Source organism: Vulcaniibacterium thermophilum, from assembly GCF_007923255.1.
In the GTDB taxonomy this organism is placed as follows: Bacteria; Pseudomonadota; Gammaproteobacteria; order Xanthomonadales; family Xanthomonadaceae; genus Lysobacter_F; species Lysobacter_F thermophilum.
The window spans coordinates 25190-42252 of sequence record NZ_VOHJ01000005.1; the positions used below are offsets into that span (position 1 = coordinate 25190).

General features: G+C 72.5%; 12 protein-coding genes and 1 riboswitch. Of the genes, 3 read left to right on the forward strand and 9 right to left on the reverse strand.

The window, feature by feature from the left end:
• Positions 1–112: 112 nt before the first annotated feature.
• The 6 genes from FQY64_RS03480 to FQY64_RS03505 all read right to left on the reverse strand — a co-directional run bounded on the left by FQY64_RS03480 (position 113) and on the right by FQY64_RS03505 (position 10808).
• The gene (locus FQY64_RS03480; RefSeq protein WP_146472324.1) at positions 113–2404 is read right to left on the reverse strand and encodes a winged helix-turn-helix domain-containing protein; all 2292 of its coding nucleotides are present in this window, start codon (positions 2402–2404) and stop codon (positions 113–115) included.
• 172 nt (positions 2405–2576) lie between these two features.
• The gene (locus FQY64_RS03485; protein ID WP_146472325.1) at positions 2577–3251 is read right to left on the reverse strand and encodes an ion channel; all 675 of its coding nucleotides are present in this window, start codon (positions 3249–3251) and stop codon (positions 2577–2579) included.
• The gene (locus FQY64_RS03490; protein WP_146472326.1) at positions 3248–4408 is read right to left on the reverse strand and encodes a serine hydrolase; all 1161 of its coding nucleotides are present in this window, start codon (positions 4406–4408) and stop codon (positions 3248–3250) included. Before FQY64_RS03490 ends, FQY64_RS03485 begins: the two co-directional genes overlap by 4 nt.
• 3 nt (positions 4409–4411) lie before the next feature.
• Positions 4412–6280 carry a phosphomethylpyrimidine synthase ThiC gene (thiC, locus tag FQY64_RS03495; protein ID WP_146472327.1) on the reverse strand — a complete coding sequence of 623 codons (1869 nt, stop codon included), beginning with the start codon at positions 6278–6280 and terminating at the stop codon, positions 4412–4414.
• 48 nt (positions 6281–6328) lie between these two features.
• Positions 6329–6424, reverse strand: a riboswitch (TPP riboswitch).
• Positions 6425–6536: 112 nt separating this feature from the next.
• Positions 6537–9701: an efflux RND transporter permease subunit gene (locus tag FQY64_RS03500; protein ID WP_146472328.1), complete on the reverse strand. Its 3165-nt coding sequence runs from the start codon at positions 9699–9701 to the stop codon at positions 6537–6539.
• A gap of 3 nt (positions 9702–9704) precedes the next feature.
• A complete protein-coding gene (locus FQY64_RS03505; protein ID WP_146472329.1) occupies positions 9705–10808 on the reverse strand; it encodes an efflux RND transporter periplasmic adaptor subunit in 1104 nt (367 codons plus the stop codon).
• A gap of 69 nt (positions 10809–10877) precedes the next feature.
• On the opposite strand from FQY64_RS03505, the gene FQY64_RS03510 reads away from it, so the two are divergent.
• The 3 genes from FQY64_RS03510 (at position 10878) to FQY64_RS03520 (ending at position 13849) form a co-directional block, all read left to right on the forward strand.
• Entirely contained in the window at positions 10878–11546 is a 669-nt protein-coding gene (locus tag FQY64_RS03510; RefSeq protein WP_146472330.1) for a TetR/AcrR family transcriptional regulator, read from the forward strand.
• A gap of 149 nt (positions 11547–11695) precedes the next feature.
• Positions 11696–12364 (forward strand): protein-L-isoaspartate O-methyltransferase family protein, encoded by a 669-nt coding sequence (locus FQY64_RS03515; protein ID WP_146472331.1) that lies wholly within the window; start codon positions 11696–11698, stop codon positions 12362–12364.
• A 75-nt stretch (positions 12365–12439) separates the two neighbouring features.
• Complete coding sequence (locus tag FQY64_RS03520) at positions 12440–13849, forward strand: TolC family outer membrane protein (protein WP_146472332.1); 1410 nt, start codon at positions 12440–12442, stop codon at positions 13847–13849.
• Here the strand turns inward: FQY64_RS03520 and waaA are convergent.
• From waaA to FQY64_RS03535, 3 genes are read right to left on the reverse strand one after another with little or no spacing between them, the layout of a single operon-like run.
• Positions 13841–15145, reverse strand: coding sequence for a lipid IV(A) 3-deoxy-D-manno-octulosonic acid transferase (gene waaA, locus FQY64_RS03525; protein ID WP_146472333.1), 1305 nt, complete (start codon positions 15143–15145; stop codon positions 13841–13843). The two genes, FQY64_RS03520 and waaA, sit on opposite strands and share 9 nt — an antisense overlap.
• 40 nt (positions 15146–15185) lie before the next feature.
• On the reverse strand, positions 15186–16067 hold the full coding sequence (locus FQY64_RS03530; RefSeq protein WP_229814923.1) for a DMT family transporter: 882 nt from the start codon (positions 16065–16067) through the stop codon (positions 15186–15188).
• On the reverse strand, positions 16064–17044 hold the full coding sequence (locus FQY64_RS03535) for an MBL fold metallo-hydrolase (RefSeq protein WP_146472334.1): 981 nt from the start codon (positions 17042–17044) through the stop codon (positions 16064–16066). The genes FQY64_RS03530 and FQY64_RS03535 overlap by 4 nt, the downstream gene beginning before the upstream one ends.
• Positions 17045–17063: the final 19 nt, after the last annotated feature.

Consider the following 17063-nt stretch of genomic DNA (forward strand, 5'->3'; position numbering starts at 1 on the left):
GGATTTGCCTGATCCCGCCGCTGGCTTCAGGAAATTGGGCGGAGAGTCCTACGAAATCTTCCGGAAGCGTCCGACGAAAGAGTTCCGATAGCCGGATCGCCTTGCGGATCAATCACTTGACCCAGCCCGCCACCCCGCGCGGCGGCTCCGGCGGCAGCGGCATGAAGGCGATGTCGGAACCGTCCTCGGTCGCCAGCGGCACGTAGATCGCGTTGCCGCTGCCGCTGACGCTGAAGCCGTTGGTGGTGAACAGCCGGTCGCGATCGAGGCAACGCGGCGGCGGCGGCGCGTCGCTGCCGATCTCGCGCAGGCGGGCGGCGCAATCGGCCGCCTGCTCGAGGTAGTAGATGCGTCCGTCGCGGGCGATGTCCCAGTTGCGGAACGCCCAGCGCGCCGGCGCTTCGGCGTCGATCCGCCGCACGCTGCCCGGCGAGAGCGCGAGATCCGCCTGCCAGAGCCCGTCCTCGGACAGCCGGGTGAACAGCACGCGGTCGCGCAACGGATCGACCTTCGCCAGCGACACGTCTTCCAGCGTCGCCAGCGCGCGCCACGGCGCGCGGCTGCGGTCGAACAGCGTCAGCCGGACCTGGCCTGCGCCATCGCCGCTGCCGACCAGCACGCGATCGGGTTGCGGCAGGTACAGGCCCTGGATCGGATCGGTGACCGGCACCGGCAGCATCGTCACCTGGCCGGTGGCGGGCGTCACTTCGTACAGGCCGATCCGCCCCTGTCCGTCGCGGCCGACCACCAGCAGACGCCGGCTGTCCCACGACCACTCGGGCATGCGCCGCATGTCCGGATTCACCGCCGACAGCAGCCGCGGCGGCGTGCGCGCCGCCACGTCCGCCCACCACAGCGCGAACTGGCCGGAGCGGTCGGAGGTGAACACGATCTGCCGCGCATCCGGCGCGATCGCCGGCTGCGCGTCGCGCCCGGACGAGGCGAACAGACGCTCGCCGACCGCCTCCCGGCCCGACGGCGCCACCCGCTCGAAGCGGAACAGGCCGAACTCCGGACGGCGGTTGACGAACGCCAGCCAGCGCCCCGCCACCACCGGCGACTGCGCGTTGTCGATGCCGAGATCGCGCACCTCGCGCGTGCGCAGGTCGAAGCGGTACACGCGCGTGCCGCTGTCGATGCGGCGGCCGAACACCAGCCCTTCGCCGTCGGGAAGCCAGTCCCAGCCGCGGATCTCCATCCGCTGCCCGGTCAGCGGCTCGGCCCGCCCGCCCTCGGCCGGGACCCGCCACAGGTCGCCGAGCTGCGGGTTGCGCGCGAACACGATCCAGCGGCCGTCCGGCGAGTAGCGCGGCGCGTGGTCGAGATCGCGCGCGGCGCTGGCGTAGGGAATCGCGCGCCAGGCGCCGCTGGCCAGATCGAGCACGCGCAGCCCCACCCGCACGCCCTCGGCATGCATGCTGCCGAACAGCAGCCCCTGTCCGTCGGGCGTCCAACTGAAGCTGACCAGATCGCGCGGATCGCAGTCGGTCGCCTTGCGCGGCTCGCCGCCGCTGGCCGGCACCACCATCACGCTGCAGGCGGCGCCCGGGCCGCGGCGCTCGAACGCGATCCGGCGGCCGTCCGGCGACCACGCCGGATTGCGGTCGGAGGCGCCGGCGGGCGGCGCGGTCAGCGCGCGCGCCGTGGTCGGCTCGGTGGTCTGCACGAAGATCGCGGTGCCGCGCCGCTGCGGCCGGCTGGCGGCGTAGGCCACCATCGCCGCGTCCGGGGAGAGCGTCGGCGCGAATTCGAAGCCGGGCGCCGAGGTCAGCAGGCGGTAGGGCCGCCCCGTCTGCGAGGCGTCCGCGAGGCTGCGGGCCAGATCGGCCATTTCCGCCTCGCGCCGCACCAGCAGCACCGCCAGGATCAGCACCAGCGCGGTCAGCACGACCGCCGCGACGATGAGCGCGCGGCGCCCCGGGCTTGCGCCGCGGGCCGGGCGCGCGGGCGCCGCCGCAGGCGCTGGCGGGACCGGCGACGCAGGCAGGGACGGCGAGGGCTCGGGCGCGTCGATCACCGCCAGCGGCGGAAGCGTCACCGTCGCCACCGGCAGCGCGGGCTCCGGCGCGTCCAGCCACTCGACCTCGGCCAGAAGGCGGTAGCCGCTCTTGGCGATGGTCTCGATGTAGCGCGCCTCGCCGCGTCGCTCGCCGAACGCCTTGCGCAGCTGGGTGATCGCCTGCGTGACGACATCGTCGGTCGGCAGCGTGCCCGGCCATACCTCGGCCAGCAGCGTGTCGCGGCCGACCACCTTCCCCGCGTTGCGCGCAAGCGTCAGCAGCACGCCCATGGCCTTGGGCGTGATCCGCACCGGCCGGCGCGCGTGGGGCGCGCGCACCTCGCGCAGCGGAATGTCGACAAGACATTCGCCGACGCGCACGGTCTCGGTCGCTGTCAGGGCCATCGCGGTCGCGGAGCGCACCATCGGAAACCAGAAAGGATGACGGCGCGCTCAGGCACCGTCATGTGCTGAAGGGAACGGGGACAACGCAGCCGCCAGACTCGGCACAAGCGTGCGGATGCGCGAACGCAGCGATTGTAGGTGTTCGGCAAAGCCGCAGGCTGAACGCCGGCGATCAATCCGCGCGCGAACGCGCGCCGAGCATGGCCAGGCCGACCAGTCGCGACACCGCGACCGCGACGTACATCACACCGGCGAACATTTCCAGCATCACCAGCGCGCGCGCCGGCGCCCGTTGCGGCACCACATCGCTCAGCCCCACGCCCGAGAGCGTTGCGAAACTCAGAAACAACAGTTCCATCCAACTGCGCAATTCGCCGAAGCTGCCCGGGTACCACGCCTGGCACACCAGGAAGGCGAATGCGAACGCCCACGCCAGCAGGGTGAATGCCGCGCCGATCGCGAACCATTCGTCCAGCGTCACCCGGTGGTCGCGCAGCATGTAGAGCACCAGCCCGGCGGCGGCGTAGAGGTACAGCGCGCCTTCCAGCAGCCAGCCCCAGAGCTGCCAGTCCGCGCGGTCGGCCAGCACGCCGCCCAGCGAAAGCGCCGCTCCGGGCAGCGCCAGCAGCCAGGCGATCCAGTTGGCGGTCGGATTGCGGTTCACCACCCACAGCACGAGCGCCAGCACTGCCACCCCGAACGCGCCGAACATGGCGCGCCCGGCCGCGCTGTCGTCCATCGCCGGGTACAGCACGACGCCCAGAAGCTGCACCGCCAGCAGCCATGCCGATGGATGCCGCCGCGCGATCGCCAGCGCGCGCGATCCCGTGCCGGTGGGTGTCCTCATGCCGCAAGCTCCCGTTCGTGGTCCCAGACCGCATGGCCGAGCGCGTGCAGGAACGGCAACGCGACCTCGGCGTATTCGTAGCGGTCGTCGTTGAACACGCCGTCGCGATTGGCGTACACGCTGGCGGCGAGCGCGAACTGCAGACCGCGCGCGCGGTCCACCACCCACGCCGTCTCGGTGAGGAAACCGTACGCCATGCCGGCCTTGCCGAACACGGTCAGCTCCGGCGGGTAGCGGCCGCCGTCGCCGACGAACAGCCAGCGCGCATAGCCGTCGGGATGGGTCGCCTCCGGCCAGGTCGGCTCGCCGGCATCGCGCGGTCTTGCGGCGAGCGCATGCAGCAGTTGCGCGCGCAGCGGCCCGGCGATGCGCCAGCGCCGCCACCGCGGCACCGACTCGGGCACCAGGAAGGCCTGCAGCATGTCCAGCGCGTCCGCCAGCGGCAGGAAGTTCGCGTGCGCGAAGTCGTGCGGACCCGGACGCACGCTGCCGTCGTCCTCGCGCCAGCCCGTGCCGTCGAGCGCGGCGCCGAACGGAAACCGCCGCGGCCGGCCATCGCGCGCGGGAAGCGCGGCGACGATGCGCCCGTCCTCCTCGCGCACGCGCCCGCCGCCGGTGCGGCGGTTGGCTTTCCTGTCGGCGGACCCCAGACGCGCGATCAGCCGCACGTGCGGCCAGCCCATCGCGGCCAGCCGCGCGTGCACGGCATCGGTGCCCAGCAGCTCGTACCAGCGGTTGAACGGCGCGTTGTCGCTCACCGCGAACGTGCGGCGCAGCCCGTGCGCGAAGCTTTCCGCGGCGGGCTCGCCGGACGGCCATTCACCGCTCGCGGGCGGTGCGACCTCCAGCCGCGCCCGTGCGTCCAGACCCAGCGCCGAGAGCCGCTCGGCCATCAGCAGCGCCATCGGCAGCTTCACCACGCTGCCGGCGGAGTACCAGCGCCGGGGCTGCAGCCCCCAGTCGAAACGCTCACCGTGGGCCGGGCGCAGACACCGAAGTTGCACGCGGAACTGCGGATCGCGCGCCACCTCGGCCAGCGCGGACGGCATCCGCGCGAACACCGCCTCCCACCAGCCGCGCGCCGTTCCAGCGCCCCTCGCCCGCCGCGGCGACGCCAGCAGCGCCGCGCTTCCGAGCAGGAACGCGCGACGCCGCATCGCTCACACCGCCTTGTAGAGATCGCCGCCCTGGGCGCGGAACTCGGCCGCCTTCTCCGCCAGTCCGGCCTCGATCTCGCGCGCGGCGTCGGCCTTCGCCGCCTCGCGCACGTCCTGGGTGATCTTCATCGAGCAGAAGTGCGGGCCGCACATCGAGCAGAAATGCGCCAGCTTGTGCGCTTCCTTCGGCAGCGTCTCGTCGTGGTATTCGCGCGCGCGTTCCGGATCGAGGCCGAGGTGGAACTGGTCCTCCCAGCGGAACTCGAAGCGCGCCTTGCTCATCGCGTTGTCGCGCACCTGCGCGCCGGGATGGCCCTTGGCGAGATCGGCCGCGTGCGCGGCGATCCTGTAGGCGATGATGCCCTCGCGCACGTCGTGCTTGTTCGGCAGGCCCAGATGCTCCTTCGGGGTGACGTAGCAGAGCATCGCGGTGCCGTACCAGCCGATCATCGCAGCACCAATGGCGCTGGTGATGTGGTCGTAGCCCGGCGCGATGTCGGTGGTCAGCGGACCCAGCGTGTAGAACGGCGCCTCGCCGCACTCGCGAAGCTGTTTGTCCATGTTCTCCTTGATGAGCTGCATCGGCACGTGGCCGGGGCCCTCGATCATCACCTGCACGTCGTGCTTCCAGGCGATCTTGGTGAGCTCGCCGAGCGTCTCCAGCTCGCCGAACTGCGCCTCGTCGTTGGCGTCGGCGATCGAGCCCGGACGCAGGCCGTCGCCGAGCGAGAAGGCCACGTCGTAGGCCTTCATGATTTCGCAGATTTCCTCGAAGTGGGTGTAGAGGAAGTTCTCCCTGTGATGCGCGAGGCACCACTTCGCCATGATCGAGCCGCCGCGGCTGACGATGCCGGTGACGCGCTTCGCCGTCAGCGGCACATAGCGCAGCAGCACGCCGGCGTGGATGGTGAAGTAGTCCACGCCCTGCTCGGCCTGCTCGATCAGGGTGTCGCGGAAGATCTCCCAGCTCAGCTCCTCGGCGCGGCCGTCCACCTTCTCCAGCGCCTGGTAGATCGGCACCGTGCCGATCGGCACCGGCGAGTTGCGGATGATCCACTCGCGCGTCTCGTGGATGTGCTTGCCGGTGGACAGGTCCATCACCGTGTCCGCGCCCCAGCGGATCGCCCACACCAGCTTCTCGACCTCCTCGGCGATGCCGGAGGACACCGCGCTGTTGCCGATATTGGCGTTGATCTTGGTGAGGAAGTTGCGGCCGATGATCATCGGCTCGCTTTCCGGGTGGTTGATGTTGCACGGGATGATCGCGCGCCCGCGCGCCACCTCGTCGCGCACGAACTCCGGCGTGATCCGCTGCGGCAGGTGCGCACCGAAGCTCTCGCCCGGATGCTGCTTCAGCAGGTGCGCCTCGCGCACGGCCTCCAGCCGCTGGTTCTCGCGGATGGCGATGAACTCCATCTCCGGAGTGACGATGCCGCGACGCGCGTAGTGCAACTGGGTGACGTTGGCACCGGCCAGCGCGCGACGCGGCCGCGGCCGGTTCGGGAAGCGCACGGCCGCCAGCTTCGGATCCAGCTCGCGGCGGCGGCCGAACTCCGAACTCAGGCCCGGCAGCGTTTCGGTGTCGCCGCGCTCGGCGATCCATTGCGCCCGCAGCGGCGGCAGGCCGCGGGTGAGGTCGATGTCGGCCTGGGGATCGGTGTAGGGCCCCGAGGTGTCGTACACCGTGACCGGCGCGTTGTCCTCGCCGCCGAACAGCGTCGGCGTGCGCGCCAGCGCGATCTCCCGCATCGGCACGCGCAGATCGGGGCGCGAACCTTCGACGTGGATCTTGCGCGAGCCGGGAATCGGGCGCACGACGTCGGCCGAGAGCCGCTCGGCCTGCCGGATCAGTTCGCTGGGAATGGCGTTCATGCGTTCGTCCAGTGAGGAAGCGGGACGAAGCGGCGGCGCGCACCGGCCACGCGGTGTCGCGAAGCTTCCCTACGCCGGTATCAGCCGGATCAGGTTCGAAGGGTCTGTCTCAACCGCAGCGCTGCGGTACCCCCGCTTCGGCCGGCATTGAACCACGGGCGCGGCGGCGGAACCAGCGGCCGGGAATTCGCGCACCGAGCCGCCCGACGTCCGGGAGGGGGAGGGAGACGTCGGGACGGCTCGGAGGCGAAAACCGTCACGCCGCCTGCGGGCCGGGCTTGACCCGGAACCAGGCGGCATAGAGCGCGGGCAGGAACAGCAGCGTCAGCGCGGTGGCGACGATCAGGCCGCCCATGATCGCCACCGCCATCGGCCCGAAGAACACCGAGCGCGACAGCGGGATCATCGCCAGCACGGCGGCCAGCGCGGTCAGCACGATCGGGCGGAAACGGCGCACGGTGGCCTCGACGATCGCCTCCCACGCCGCCGCGCCGTGGCGGCGGTCCTGCTCGATCTGGTCGACCAGGATCACCGAGTTGCGCATGATCATGCCGAACATGGCGATCGTGCCCAGCATCGCCACGAAGCCGAACGGCACGCGCAGCGCCAGCAGGAACAGGGTCACGCCGATCATGCCCAGCGGCGCGGTCAGCATCACCATCACGGTGCGCGAGAAGCTGCGAAGCTGCAGCATCAGCAGCGTCGCCACCACCAGCACGAACAGCGGCACGCCGGCGGCGACCGAGCGCGAGCCGCGCGCGGAATCCTCCACCGTCCCGCCGGTCTGCAGCAGGTAACCCGCCGGCAGCGCGGCGCGGATCGGGTCGAGCGTCGGCTCGATCGCGGCGGTGACCGACGGCGGCGTGACCTCGCCCTGGATGTCGGCGCGCACGGTCACGGTGGGCAGGCGGTTGCGATGCCAGACGATGCCGTCCTCGAACGCGTATTCGAGCGTGGCGATCTGCGAGAGCGGCACGCTGCGGCCGTTCGCGGTCGGCACCGCCAGCGAGCCCAGCAGCGCGAGGCTCTCGCGCTCGCGCGCCGGGCCGCGCAGCAGGATCTCGATCAGCTCGTTGCCCTCGCGGTACTGGCTCACCGAGGTGCCCGCCAGCGCGCCGCGCAGGAACTGCGACAGCTCCGCGGTGCTGACGCCGAGCGCGCGGGCGCGGTCCTGGTCGATGCGCAGACGCACTACCTTGCTCGGCTCGGACCAGTCGAGATTGACGTTGCGCACGTGGGGGTGCGCGCGCACTTTCGCCATCACCTCGCGGGCGATGCGCTGCACCTCGTCGATGTGCTCGCCGGAGACGCGGAACTGGATCGGATAGCCGACCGGCGGGCCGTTCTCCAGCCGCGTGACGCGCAACTGCAGCGTCGGGAACTGCGGCGCCACCTCGTCCAGCAGCCAGGCGCGCAGGCGTTCGCGCGATTCGATGTCGCGCGTGAGCAGCACGAACTGGGCGAAGTTCGGCGCCGGCAGTTGCTGGTCGAGCGGCAGGTAGAAGCGCGGCGAACCGCTGCCGACGTAGGCGACGTAGTTCTCCAGCTCCGGCCGCTTCGCCAGCAGCTTCTCCAGCCGTTCGGCGGCGGCGGTGGTGGCCTTCAGCGACGAGCCTTCCGCCAGCTCCAGATCCACCATCAGCTCCAGCCGCGTCGAATCGGGGAAGAACTGCTGCGGCACGAAGCGGAACAGCACGATCGACGCCACGAAGGCCGCCACCGTGATCGCGATGACCGTCTTGCGGTAGCGCACGCACCACGCCACCACGCGGCGGAAGCGCTGGTAGAAAGGGGTCTGGTAGGGATCGCCGTGATGCGCGTGCGCGTCGCGCTCCAGCCAGGCGCGCAGCGGCCGGGGCAGCCGCGCGAGCAGCCGCCGGCGCGCGTCCCGCAGGCGCGCGGCGCGGCTGCCGGGCGCGGGCTCGCGCGGCGGCGCGGCGAAGTCCGGCAGCAGCTTGTCGCCCAGATACGGGATGAACACCACCGCGGCGATCCACGACAGCAGCAAGGCGATGGTCACCACCTGGAAGATCGAGCGGGTGTACTCGCCGGTGCTGGAGGCCGCGGTCGCGATCGGCAGGAAGCCGGCCGCGGTGACCAGGGTGCCGGTCAGCATCGGGAACGCGGTGAGATCCCACGCCGCGGCGGCGGCCTTGATGCGGTCGTAGCCCTGCTCGAGCTTCACCACCATCATCTCGACCGCGATGATCGCATCGTCCACCAGCAACCCGAGCGCCAGCACCAGCGAGCCGAGCGAGATCTTGTGCAGGCCGATGCCGAAGTAATGCATCGTCGCGAACGTCATCGCCAGCACCACCGGAATCGACAGCGCCACCACCAGCCCGGTGCGCAGCCCGAGCGAGAAGAAGCTCACCAGCAGCACGATCGCCACCGCCTCGGCGAGCACGCGCACGAATTCGTCGACCGAACTTGCGACCGCCTTCGGCTGGTCGCTGACCTTGTGCAGCGTCATCCCCACCGGCAGCGTGCCCTGGATGCGCGCGAACTCGCGCTCCAGCGTCCTGCCCAGCCGCAGGATGTCGCCGCCGTCCTTCATCGACACCGCGATGCCGATCGCGTCCTCGCCCATGAAACGCATGCGCGGCGCCATCGGGTCGGCCAGCCCGCGGCGCACCTCGGCGACGTCGCCGATGCGGAACGTGCGGTCGCCGACCCGGATCGGGAAGTCGCGGATGTCGTCGAGCGATTCGAACTCGCCGGTGACGCGCAGTTGCACGCGTTCGCTGCGGGTTTCGAAGAAGCTGGCCGGCGCGATCGCGTTCTGCGCCTGGATCGCCTGCTGCACCGCCGCCAGCGGCACGCCGAGCGTGGCCAATTTGGTGTTCGACAGCTCGATGTGGATCTTCTCGTCCTGCAGGCCGATCAGCTCGATCTTGCCGACGTCGGGCACGCGCTGCAGTTCCAGCTCGATGCGCTCGGCGTAGTCCTTCAGCACCGCGTAGTCGAAGCCGGGCGCGGTGAGCGCGTAGATGTTGCCGAAGGTGTCGCCGAACTCGTCGTTGAAGAACGGGCCGATCACGCCCTGCGGCAGCGTCGCGCGGATGTCGCCGACCTTCTTGCGCACCTGGTAGAACAGCTCGGGCAGCTCCTTCGAGCGCAGCGAATCGCGCGCGACGAAGAACACCTGCGATTCGCCCGGCCGCGAGTACGAGCGCACGAACTCGTACTTGCCGGTTTCCATCACCTTCTTTTCGATGCGGTCGGTGACCTGGCGCGCGACCTCGTCGGCGGTGGCGCCCGGCCACAGGGTGCGGATCACCATCACCTTGAAGGTGAAAGGCGGGTCCTCGGACTGCCCGAGCCGCTGGTACGAGAACACCCCGATCAGCGCCAGCGCCACCATCGCGTACAGCACCAGCGCGCGGTTGCGCAGCGCCCACTCGGAAAGGTTGAAGCGCATGGCTCAGCGCTCCGCGCGGGCCGGCAGCACGGGCCGGTTGCGGGCGTCCACCGGCGTCACCGCCTGCCCTTCGCGCAGCAGATGGCCGCCGGCCGCGACCACCCACTCGTCGCCGCGCAACCCGTCGAGCACCGGCACCGCGTCCTCGGCGAACGGCCCGGTGCGCACCGGACGCAGGCGGACGGTACGGCTTGCCGGATCGACCACCCACACCGCGGTGCCGTTCGCGCCGCGCTGCACCGCCGCCAGCGGCACCGCGAGCGAGGCCGCCTCTGCGACGCGGTACACGCGCGCGCTCTGGCCCAGCGCCAGCGCGTCGGCCGGCGCGTCCACCGTCGCGCGCACCGCGAACGTGCGCGAGGCCGGGTCGGCGGCCGGCGCGACCTCGCGCACCCGCCCGCGCCAGCGCTGACCGGGGCGCGACCACAGCTCCACGCTCACCGCCTGCCCCGGCCGCAACGCGCCCGCCTCGCCTTCCGGCACGGCGAAGGCCACTTCGCGTCCGCCGTCGGCGGCCAGCGCGAACACCGGCTGGCCGGCGCCGACCACCTGCCCGACCTCCGCCTCGCGGCGCGCGATCACGCCGTCGCGCGGCGCGCGCAACTGCGCGTAGGCGGCCTGGTTGCGGGCGATCGCCGCCTGCGCACGGGCGGCTTCCGCCTGGCCCTGCGCCGCCGCCAGCGCGGCCTCGGCGGAATCGAGCGTGGAGCGGCTGACCAGTTGCTGCGCGGCGAGCGCGGCGATGCGCTGGCGGTCGGCGCGCGCGCGCTGCAGTTGCGCTTCCGCCGCCGCGAGCTGCGCCCGCGCCGCGCCGGCCTGCTGGGCGACGTCGCGCGGGTCGATCACCGCCAGCACCTGCCCCGCGCGCACGCGGTCGCCGACGTCCACGCGCCGCTCGATCAGCGCGCCGCCGATGCGGAACGCCAGCACGCTCTCCTCGCGCGCGCGGACCTCGCCGGGGTAGGCGGTGGCGGCCGCGTCGGCGCGCAGCGGACGTGTCACCAGCGCCGGACGCGGCGCCTCGGCGGGCTTCTCCTCGCCGGCACAGGCGGCCAGAGCCAATACCGAAGCCAGCACAACTCCCGGCAGAACGGCAGCGACGCGCATGAACGACCCGCGAATTCGTGAACCGGCCGGTACTGTATAATTCACGAACCCGGCAGTCCAGTATTTCGCATGACCCGAGCCTCGCCCTCCCGCCCCTCCGCCCCGCCGAAGACGGCCGGTCCCGGCCGCCCGAAGGATCCGGAGAAGCGGGCCGCCATCCTGGAAGCGGCCAAGCAGCTTTTCCTGCGCCAGGGCTTCGCGGGGACCAGCGTCGAGCAGATCGCCGCCGCGGCCGGGGTGTCCAAGCTCACCGTCTACAGCCACTTCGGCGACAAGGACGCGCTGTTCGTCGAGGCGGTGAAGGCCAAGTGCGTCGCGCAGATGCCGGACGAGGCGTTCGAGCGGCCGGGGCGGGACATCCGCGCCTCGCTGCAGGCGATCGCCGAGAAGTTCCACGCGCTGGTGTCCAGCGAGGACGCGGTCGCCCTGCAGCGCGTGCTGATGACCGACGGCCGCGACAACCCCAAGCTGTGCCAACTGTTCTGGGACGCGGGCCCGGCTCGCATCAGCGCCAATCTCACCCGGTTCCTGCAGGAGGCGGTGGACGCCGGCCTGCTCGACATCCCCGACACCGCGCTGGCGGCCGAGCAGTTCCTGTGCCTGCTGAAGGGCACGGTCAACATGCAGGTGCTGCTGCCGGGCCTGTGCGTGATGCACGGCCACGACGCGGCCACCCACGTGCGCAACGTGGTCGACCTGTTCGTGCGGGCCTACGGCCGGCGGGACGGCGCGCGATGAGCCGCGCGCCGGGTGCCTTCGGTCGCGGTGACTTCCGGCACTCAGTGGCGGCCGCCCGCCCGGCCGATCCTGTCGCCGCAGCCGGATCGCACGGCGGCGTCCGCCGGACGCCTTACAATTCGCGATCCTCCGTCCGCCGATCCGCCCCCATGAGCCTTGCCGCCGACACCTTCGATTACGCCCGCGCCCGCGCCCTGATGGTCGAACAGCAGGTTCGGCCGTGGGACGTGCTCGACGAGCGCGTGCTCGACGTGATCGGCTCGGTGCCGCGCGAGCATTTCGTGCCCGAGTCGCACCGCACCCTGGCCTACGCCGACCTGGCGCTGCCGCTGCCGCACGGCGAGCGCATGTTCAAGCCGGTGGTGGAAGGCCGCGCGCTGCAGGCGCTGCAGCTCGACGCCGGCGACGACGTGCTGGAGATCGGCACCGGCAGCGGCTACCTGACCGCGTGCCTGGCCAGACTGGCGCGCGAGGTGGTCAGCCTCGACATCCACGCCGACCTGGTCGATGCCGCACGCGCGCGCCTGGCGGCGCTGCGGATCGGCAACGTGCATCTGGAGCACGCCGACGCGTTCACCTGGGACAACCGCCGCCGCTTCGCCGCCATCCTGGTCGGCGGCGCGGTCGATGCGATCCCGTCGCGCTTCGTCGAATGGCTGGAGCCGGGTGGCCGCATGTTCGTGGTGCGCGGCCGCGCGCCGGCGATGGAGGCCGTGCAGCTCCGCAACGACTCGCCCGCCTCGCGCATCGAATCCCTGTTCGAGACCGACCTGCCCTACCTGATGGGGGCCGCGCCGAAGCCGACGTTCCGGCTGTAAGCGCGCGTTCCGGCGTCGACGAGGCGCGGAGCGGGCCGCTACGAGACCGTCCAACCGATGTTTCAAGGAAGCCGCATGATCCGCCGTCCGCTCGTTCTTGCCCTCGCCCTCGCGCTGCTGCCGGCCGTCGCCTCGGCCGAGGACTTGCTGCAGACCTACGAACTCGCCCGCACCGGCGACCCGGTGCTGTCCGCCGCCGAAGCCAACCGCCTCGCGGTCCGCGAAGGCTCGGTGCAGGCGCGCGCGGCGCTGCTGCCGCAGATCAACGGCCAGGCCACGCTGACGCGCACGCGCGATCACGGCCGCACCGTGCAGACCGACTTCGACGAGAACGGCAACATCGTCTCCTTCCCCGCCAGCAGCGACAGCGAAACCACCACCCGCCGCGTCGGCGTGAGCGCCGACCAGGTGCTGTTCGACTTCGGCCGCTTCTCCACCCTGCGCAGCCAGCGCGCGCTGAGCGAGGCGAGCGACTTCCAGCTCGAGTCGGCCAACGACGATCTGATCACGCGCACGTCGGCCGCGTACTTCAACGTGCTGGTGCAACTGGAGACGCTGGCCGCCGCCGAAGCCGCGGAAGCGGCGCTGAAGCGCCAGCTCGATTTCGCCGAGAAGCGCCTGGAGGTCGGCCTGGCGCCGATCACCGACGTGCACGAGGCGCGCGCCCAGTACGACAGCGCGCGCGCATCGACCATCCTCGCCCGCAACGCGGTGGAGGACGCCTACCAGGCGCTCGCCGAGATCACCGGGCAGCCGATCCGCACGCTGAAGGGGCTGCCGGAGGACTTCACCCCCGCGCTGCCGGAGGACAAGGGCGTCGAGCAGTGGGTGCAGACGGCGATCGAGAACAACCCGGCGCTGCGCGCGATGGAACTGCAACTGCGCTCGGCCGAGGCCGACGTGCAGACCGCCCGCGCCGGCCATCTGCCCACGCTCTACCTCAACGCCAGCTACGGCGACGACACCTCCTGGGGCGATCGCACCATCCTCGGCCGCACGCTGCCGACCGACAGCGAGGGCTACGGCCCGAGCGCCGGCCTGACGCTGTCGGTGCCGATCTTCTCCGGAGGCGCCACGCAGTCGCGCGTGCGCCAGGCGATCGCGCAGCGCGATGCCACCCAGGACGAGCTGGAACAGCAGCGCCGCGCGCTGGTGCGCAACACCCGCGCCGCCTACCAGGCGCTGGTGGCCGGCATCAGCGAGGTCGAGGCCCGCCGGCTGGCGGTGGTGGCCGCGCGCAGCGCGTACGAGGCTTCGCAGGTCGGCCTGGAGGTCGGCACGCGCACGGTGCTCGACGTGCTGGCCAACCAGCGCAACCTGTTCCAGGCCCAGCAGGCCTACGCCCAGGCGCGCTACAACTTCCTGCAGGCGCGGCTGACGCTGGAGCGGGCCGCGGGCACGCTCGACGTCGAGGACGTGGCGGCGATCAACCGCCTGCTGACCGCCGACATCACCGTCCCGGCCAACGACGCCGTCTCACGCTGAGGGTCCGCGCGGCGGCAGCGCCGGACGCAGCAGTTCCAGCGTCCGCGCCAGCGCGCCGCGCCCGCCCTCCAGCAGCGCCCGGCCCGCGCGCGCCATCGCCGCGCGGGCTTTTTCGTCGCCGAGCAGCGCCTCCAGGTGCGCGCCGACGCCGTCGGCATCGGCGCCCACGCGCAACGCCTGCGCCTCGCCCATGCGACGCGCGATCTCGGCGAAGTTGTGCAGATGCGGGCCGGTCACCACCGGGGTGCCGGTCGCGGCCGGCTCCAGCAGGTTGTGGCCGCCCACCGGCTGCAGGCTGCCGCCGACGAAGGCGACGTCGGCGCAGGCGTAGAACGCGGTGAGCTCGCCGAGCGTGTCGATCACGAACACCGCATCGTCGGCGCGCGGCCACTGCTGCGCCGAGCGCGTGCCGACGCCGAAGCCGGCCTCGCGCGCGGCCTCGGCGACCGCGCGGAAGCGCTCGGGATGGCGCGGCGCCCACAGCAGCAGCAGCTCCGGCCAGCGCGCGCGCAGGCGCGCGTGCAGCGCCAGCACCGGCGCCTCCTCGTCGGGGTGGGTGCTGGCGGCGATCCACACCGGACGGGCGCCGCATCGGGCGCGGCACTCCGCCGCGAAGCGGTCGAGGTCGGCCGGCACCGCGAGGTCGAACTTCAGGTTGCCGGTCTCCAGCACCTGCCCGGCGTGCGCGCCGAGCCGCACGAAGCGGCGCGCATCGGCCGCCGACTGCGCGGCGACCGCGCGCACGGTGCGCAGCGCGCGGCCGACCAGCGGCGCCAGCACCCGGTAGCCGCGCAGCGAGCGCGCCGACAGCCGCGCGTTGACGACGTACAGCGGCACCTGCGCGTCGCGGCAGCCGAACAGCAGGTTCGGCCACAGCTCGGTCTCGAGGATGATCCCCACGCACGGGCGGAAGTGGCCCAGGAAGCGGCGCACCGCACCGGGCAGGTCGTAGGGCAGATAGACGTGCGCGACCGACTCGCCCCACAGCGCGCGCACGCGCTCCGATCCGGTCGGCGTGATCGTGGTCACCAGCAGCGGCAGATCCGGGCGCTCGCGGCGCAGCGCTTCGACCAGCGGCGCGGCGGCGTTGACCTCGCCGACCGACACCGCATGCACCCACACCAGCCGCTCCGGCACCGTGTCGCGATAGACGCCGTAGCGCTCCGGCCAGCGCCGCAGGTACGCGGGCTGGCGGAAGCCGCGCCAGATCAGGTGGTAGAGGGTGACCGGCGCCAGCAGGTACAGCGCGGCCGAGTACAGGCCGCGCAGCAGGCGCTCGATCCATGACGTTCGCATCGCGGCAAGGATACCGGCTGGCGCGTCGCCGGCCGCGTGCTCAGGGCGGGGTGTCGCCGGCGTGCGCGCGCTCGCGCCGCAGCAGGTACAGCCCGCTGCCGACGATGATCGCCGCGCCAATCCAGGTCACCCCGTCGGGCAGCACGCCCCACAGGGTCAGGTCGAGCAGCACGCCCCACACCAGCGCGGAATACTCCAGCGGGGCGATCAGCGAGGCCTCGCCGATGCGGAACGCCTCGGTGATCGCGTATTGCCCGAGCGCGCCGGCCAGGCCGACTCCGGCGATGATCCAGGCGTCGCGCGCGCGCAGCGGAACCCAGTCCGGCCACGCCAGCGCGCCGGCGCCCAGCGCCATCAGCGCCAGCAGCCAGACCGTGATCGACTGCGTGCTGTCGGTGCGCGCCAGCACGCGCACGGTGATCGCGCTGATCGCATAGCCCAGCGCGGCGGCGAGCACGGCCACGCCCGCCAGCGAGAACACGCCCTCGCCGGTCGGCCGCAGCACCACCAGCACGCCGAGCAGGCCGACCACGATCGCGATCCAGCGCCGCGGCCCGACCTTCTCGCCGAGGAACGGCACCGACAGCGCGGTGATCAGCAGCGGCGCGACGAAGAAGATCGCGTAGGTGGTCGACAGCGGCAGCGTGCGGATCGCGTAGGCGAACGCCGCCATCATCCCGATGCCGATCGCGCCGCGCAGCAGGTGCAGCGACCAGCGCACCGGGCGCAGCACGCGCGCCCCGCCGCTCCACAGCGCCCACGCCAGCACGAACGGCAACGAGGCGGCGCCGCGCAGCGCGGTCACCTGGAACGGCGGGTAATGCGCGCTCAGCAACTTCAGGCCCGCGTCCATCAGCGCGAACAGGCCGACCGCGGCGAGCATGGTCAACGCCGCGCGGGTGGCATGGGAACGGTCGGTCATCCGGCACTCCGGCAATGGCGCGCGCGCCGCTCCGACGGTGCGCGCAGCACGTGGGGGAGGTAATGGTCCAGCAGCGAGCGCGCGAGCGCGAGATCCCCGGCCGCGATCAGGCCGTCGGCATCGCGCAGCCAGGCCTCGCGGCACCCGGCCGCCGCGCCGTCGCGCGCCGCGCACTCGAGCAGGCGGTCGAACGCGCGCCAGTAGCGCGCGAAGCCGGCGCGGTCCATCGGCGCGCCGTGCCCCGGCACCAGCGTCGTGAACGGCACCGCCTCCAGCCGCGCCAGCGCCGCGCGCCAGCCCTCGGCGCAGGCGGTGTCGAACAGCGGCGCGGGCAGCGTCACCAGATCGCCCGCGACCAGCACGCCGCTGGCCGGGTCGAACAGCCAGACGTCGCCGCCGCTGACCGCGCCGGTTTCCACGCCGAGCACGATCCGCCGCCCGGCCCATGCGTGCGCGCCGCCCGCGGTCAGCGGATGCGTCGGCAGCAGCCGCGGGCCTGCGGCGATGCGCGCGCGCTCGGCGCGCAGCGCTTGCGCCTGCGCGTCGCCGGGGGCGGCACCGGCGAGCATGGCGTCCAACTGGCGTGCGTAGTCGGCGAGGAACCCGTCGAGCGCGCGGCCGAGCTCGGGGCTCGCCCACACCTGCGCCCGCGGATGCGCCGCGCGCAGCATCGCGTTGCCGGCGACGTGATCCATGTGCCAATGGGTGTTGAGCACGACGCGCAACGGCAGCCCGCTGGCGCGGACGCTCTCCAGGATGCGCGCGGTGTGTTCGGGATGACGCCCGCTGTCGACCACGATCCACCCCGCCGGTGCGCGCAGCAGCACGGTGTTGCCGTCCGGCTGCGCGCCGGGCACGAAGCGTCCCCGCAGCAGTGCGACATCGGCCGCCACCGGCTCGCCCGGCAGCGGCGCCGGCGCGCGTACCGGCGCGCAGGCGGCCAGACACGACAACGCGATCGCCAGCAGTCCACGCATGCGGCACCTCCGCGCGGCA

Excerpts from the sequence above, each read along its gene's own strand:
- FQY64_RS03490 (WP_146472326.1), bottom strand. The coding sequence starts at position 4,408 with ATGCGGCGTCGCGCGTTCCTGCTCGGAAGCGCGGCGCTGCTGGCGTCG.
- FQY64_RS03535 (WP_146472334.1), bottom strand. The coding sequence starts at position 17,044 with ATGCGTGGACTGCTGGCGATCGCGTTGTCGTGTCTGGCCGCCTGCGCG.
- FQY64_RS03505 (WP_146472329.1), bottom strand. The coding sequence starts at position 10,808 with ATGCGCGTCGCTGCCGTTCTGCCGGGAGTTGTGCTGGCTTCGGTATTG.
- thiC (WP_146472327.1), bottom strand. The coding sequence starts at position 6,280 with ATGAACGCCATTCCCAGCGAACTGATCCGGCAGGCCGAGCGGCTCTCG.
- FQY64_RS03520 (WP_146472332.1), top strand. The coding sequence starts at position 12,440 with ATGATCCGCCGTCCGCTCGTTCTTGCCCTCGCCCTCGCGCTGCTGCCG.
- waaA (WP_146472333.1), bottom strand. The coding sequence starts at position 15,145 with ATGCGAACGTCATGGATCGAGCGCCTGCTGCGCGGCCTGTACTCGGCC.
- FQY64_RS03515 (WP_146472331.1), top strand. The coding sequence starts at position 11,696 with ATGAGCCTTGCCGCCGACACCTTCGATTACGCCCGCGCCCGCGCCCTG.
- FQY64_RS03480 (WP_146472324.1), bottom strand. The coding sequence starts at position 2,404 with ATGGCCCTGACAGCGACCGAGACCGTGCGCGTCGGCGAATGTCTTGTC.
- FQY64_RS03485 (WP_146472325.1), bottom strand. The coding sequence starts at position 3,251 with ATGAGGACACCCACCGGCACGGGATCGCGCGCGCTGGCGATCGCGCGG.
- FQY64_RS03510 (WP_146472330.1), top strand. The coding sequence starts at position 10,878 with ATGACCCGAGCCTCGCCCTCCCGCCCCTCCGCCCCGCCGAAGACGGCC.
- FQY64_RS03530 (WP_229814923.1), bottom strand. The coding sequence starts at position 16,067 with ATGACCGACCGTTCCCATGCCACCCGCGCGGCGTTGACCATGCTCGCC.
- FQY64_RS03500 (WP_146472328.1), bottom strand. The coding sequence starts at position 9,701 with ATGCGCTTCAACCTTTCCGAGTGGGCGCTGCGCAACCGCGCGCTGGTG.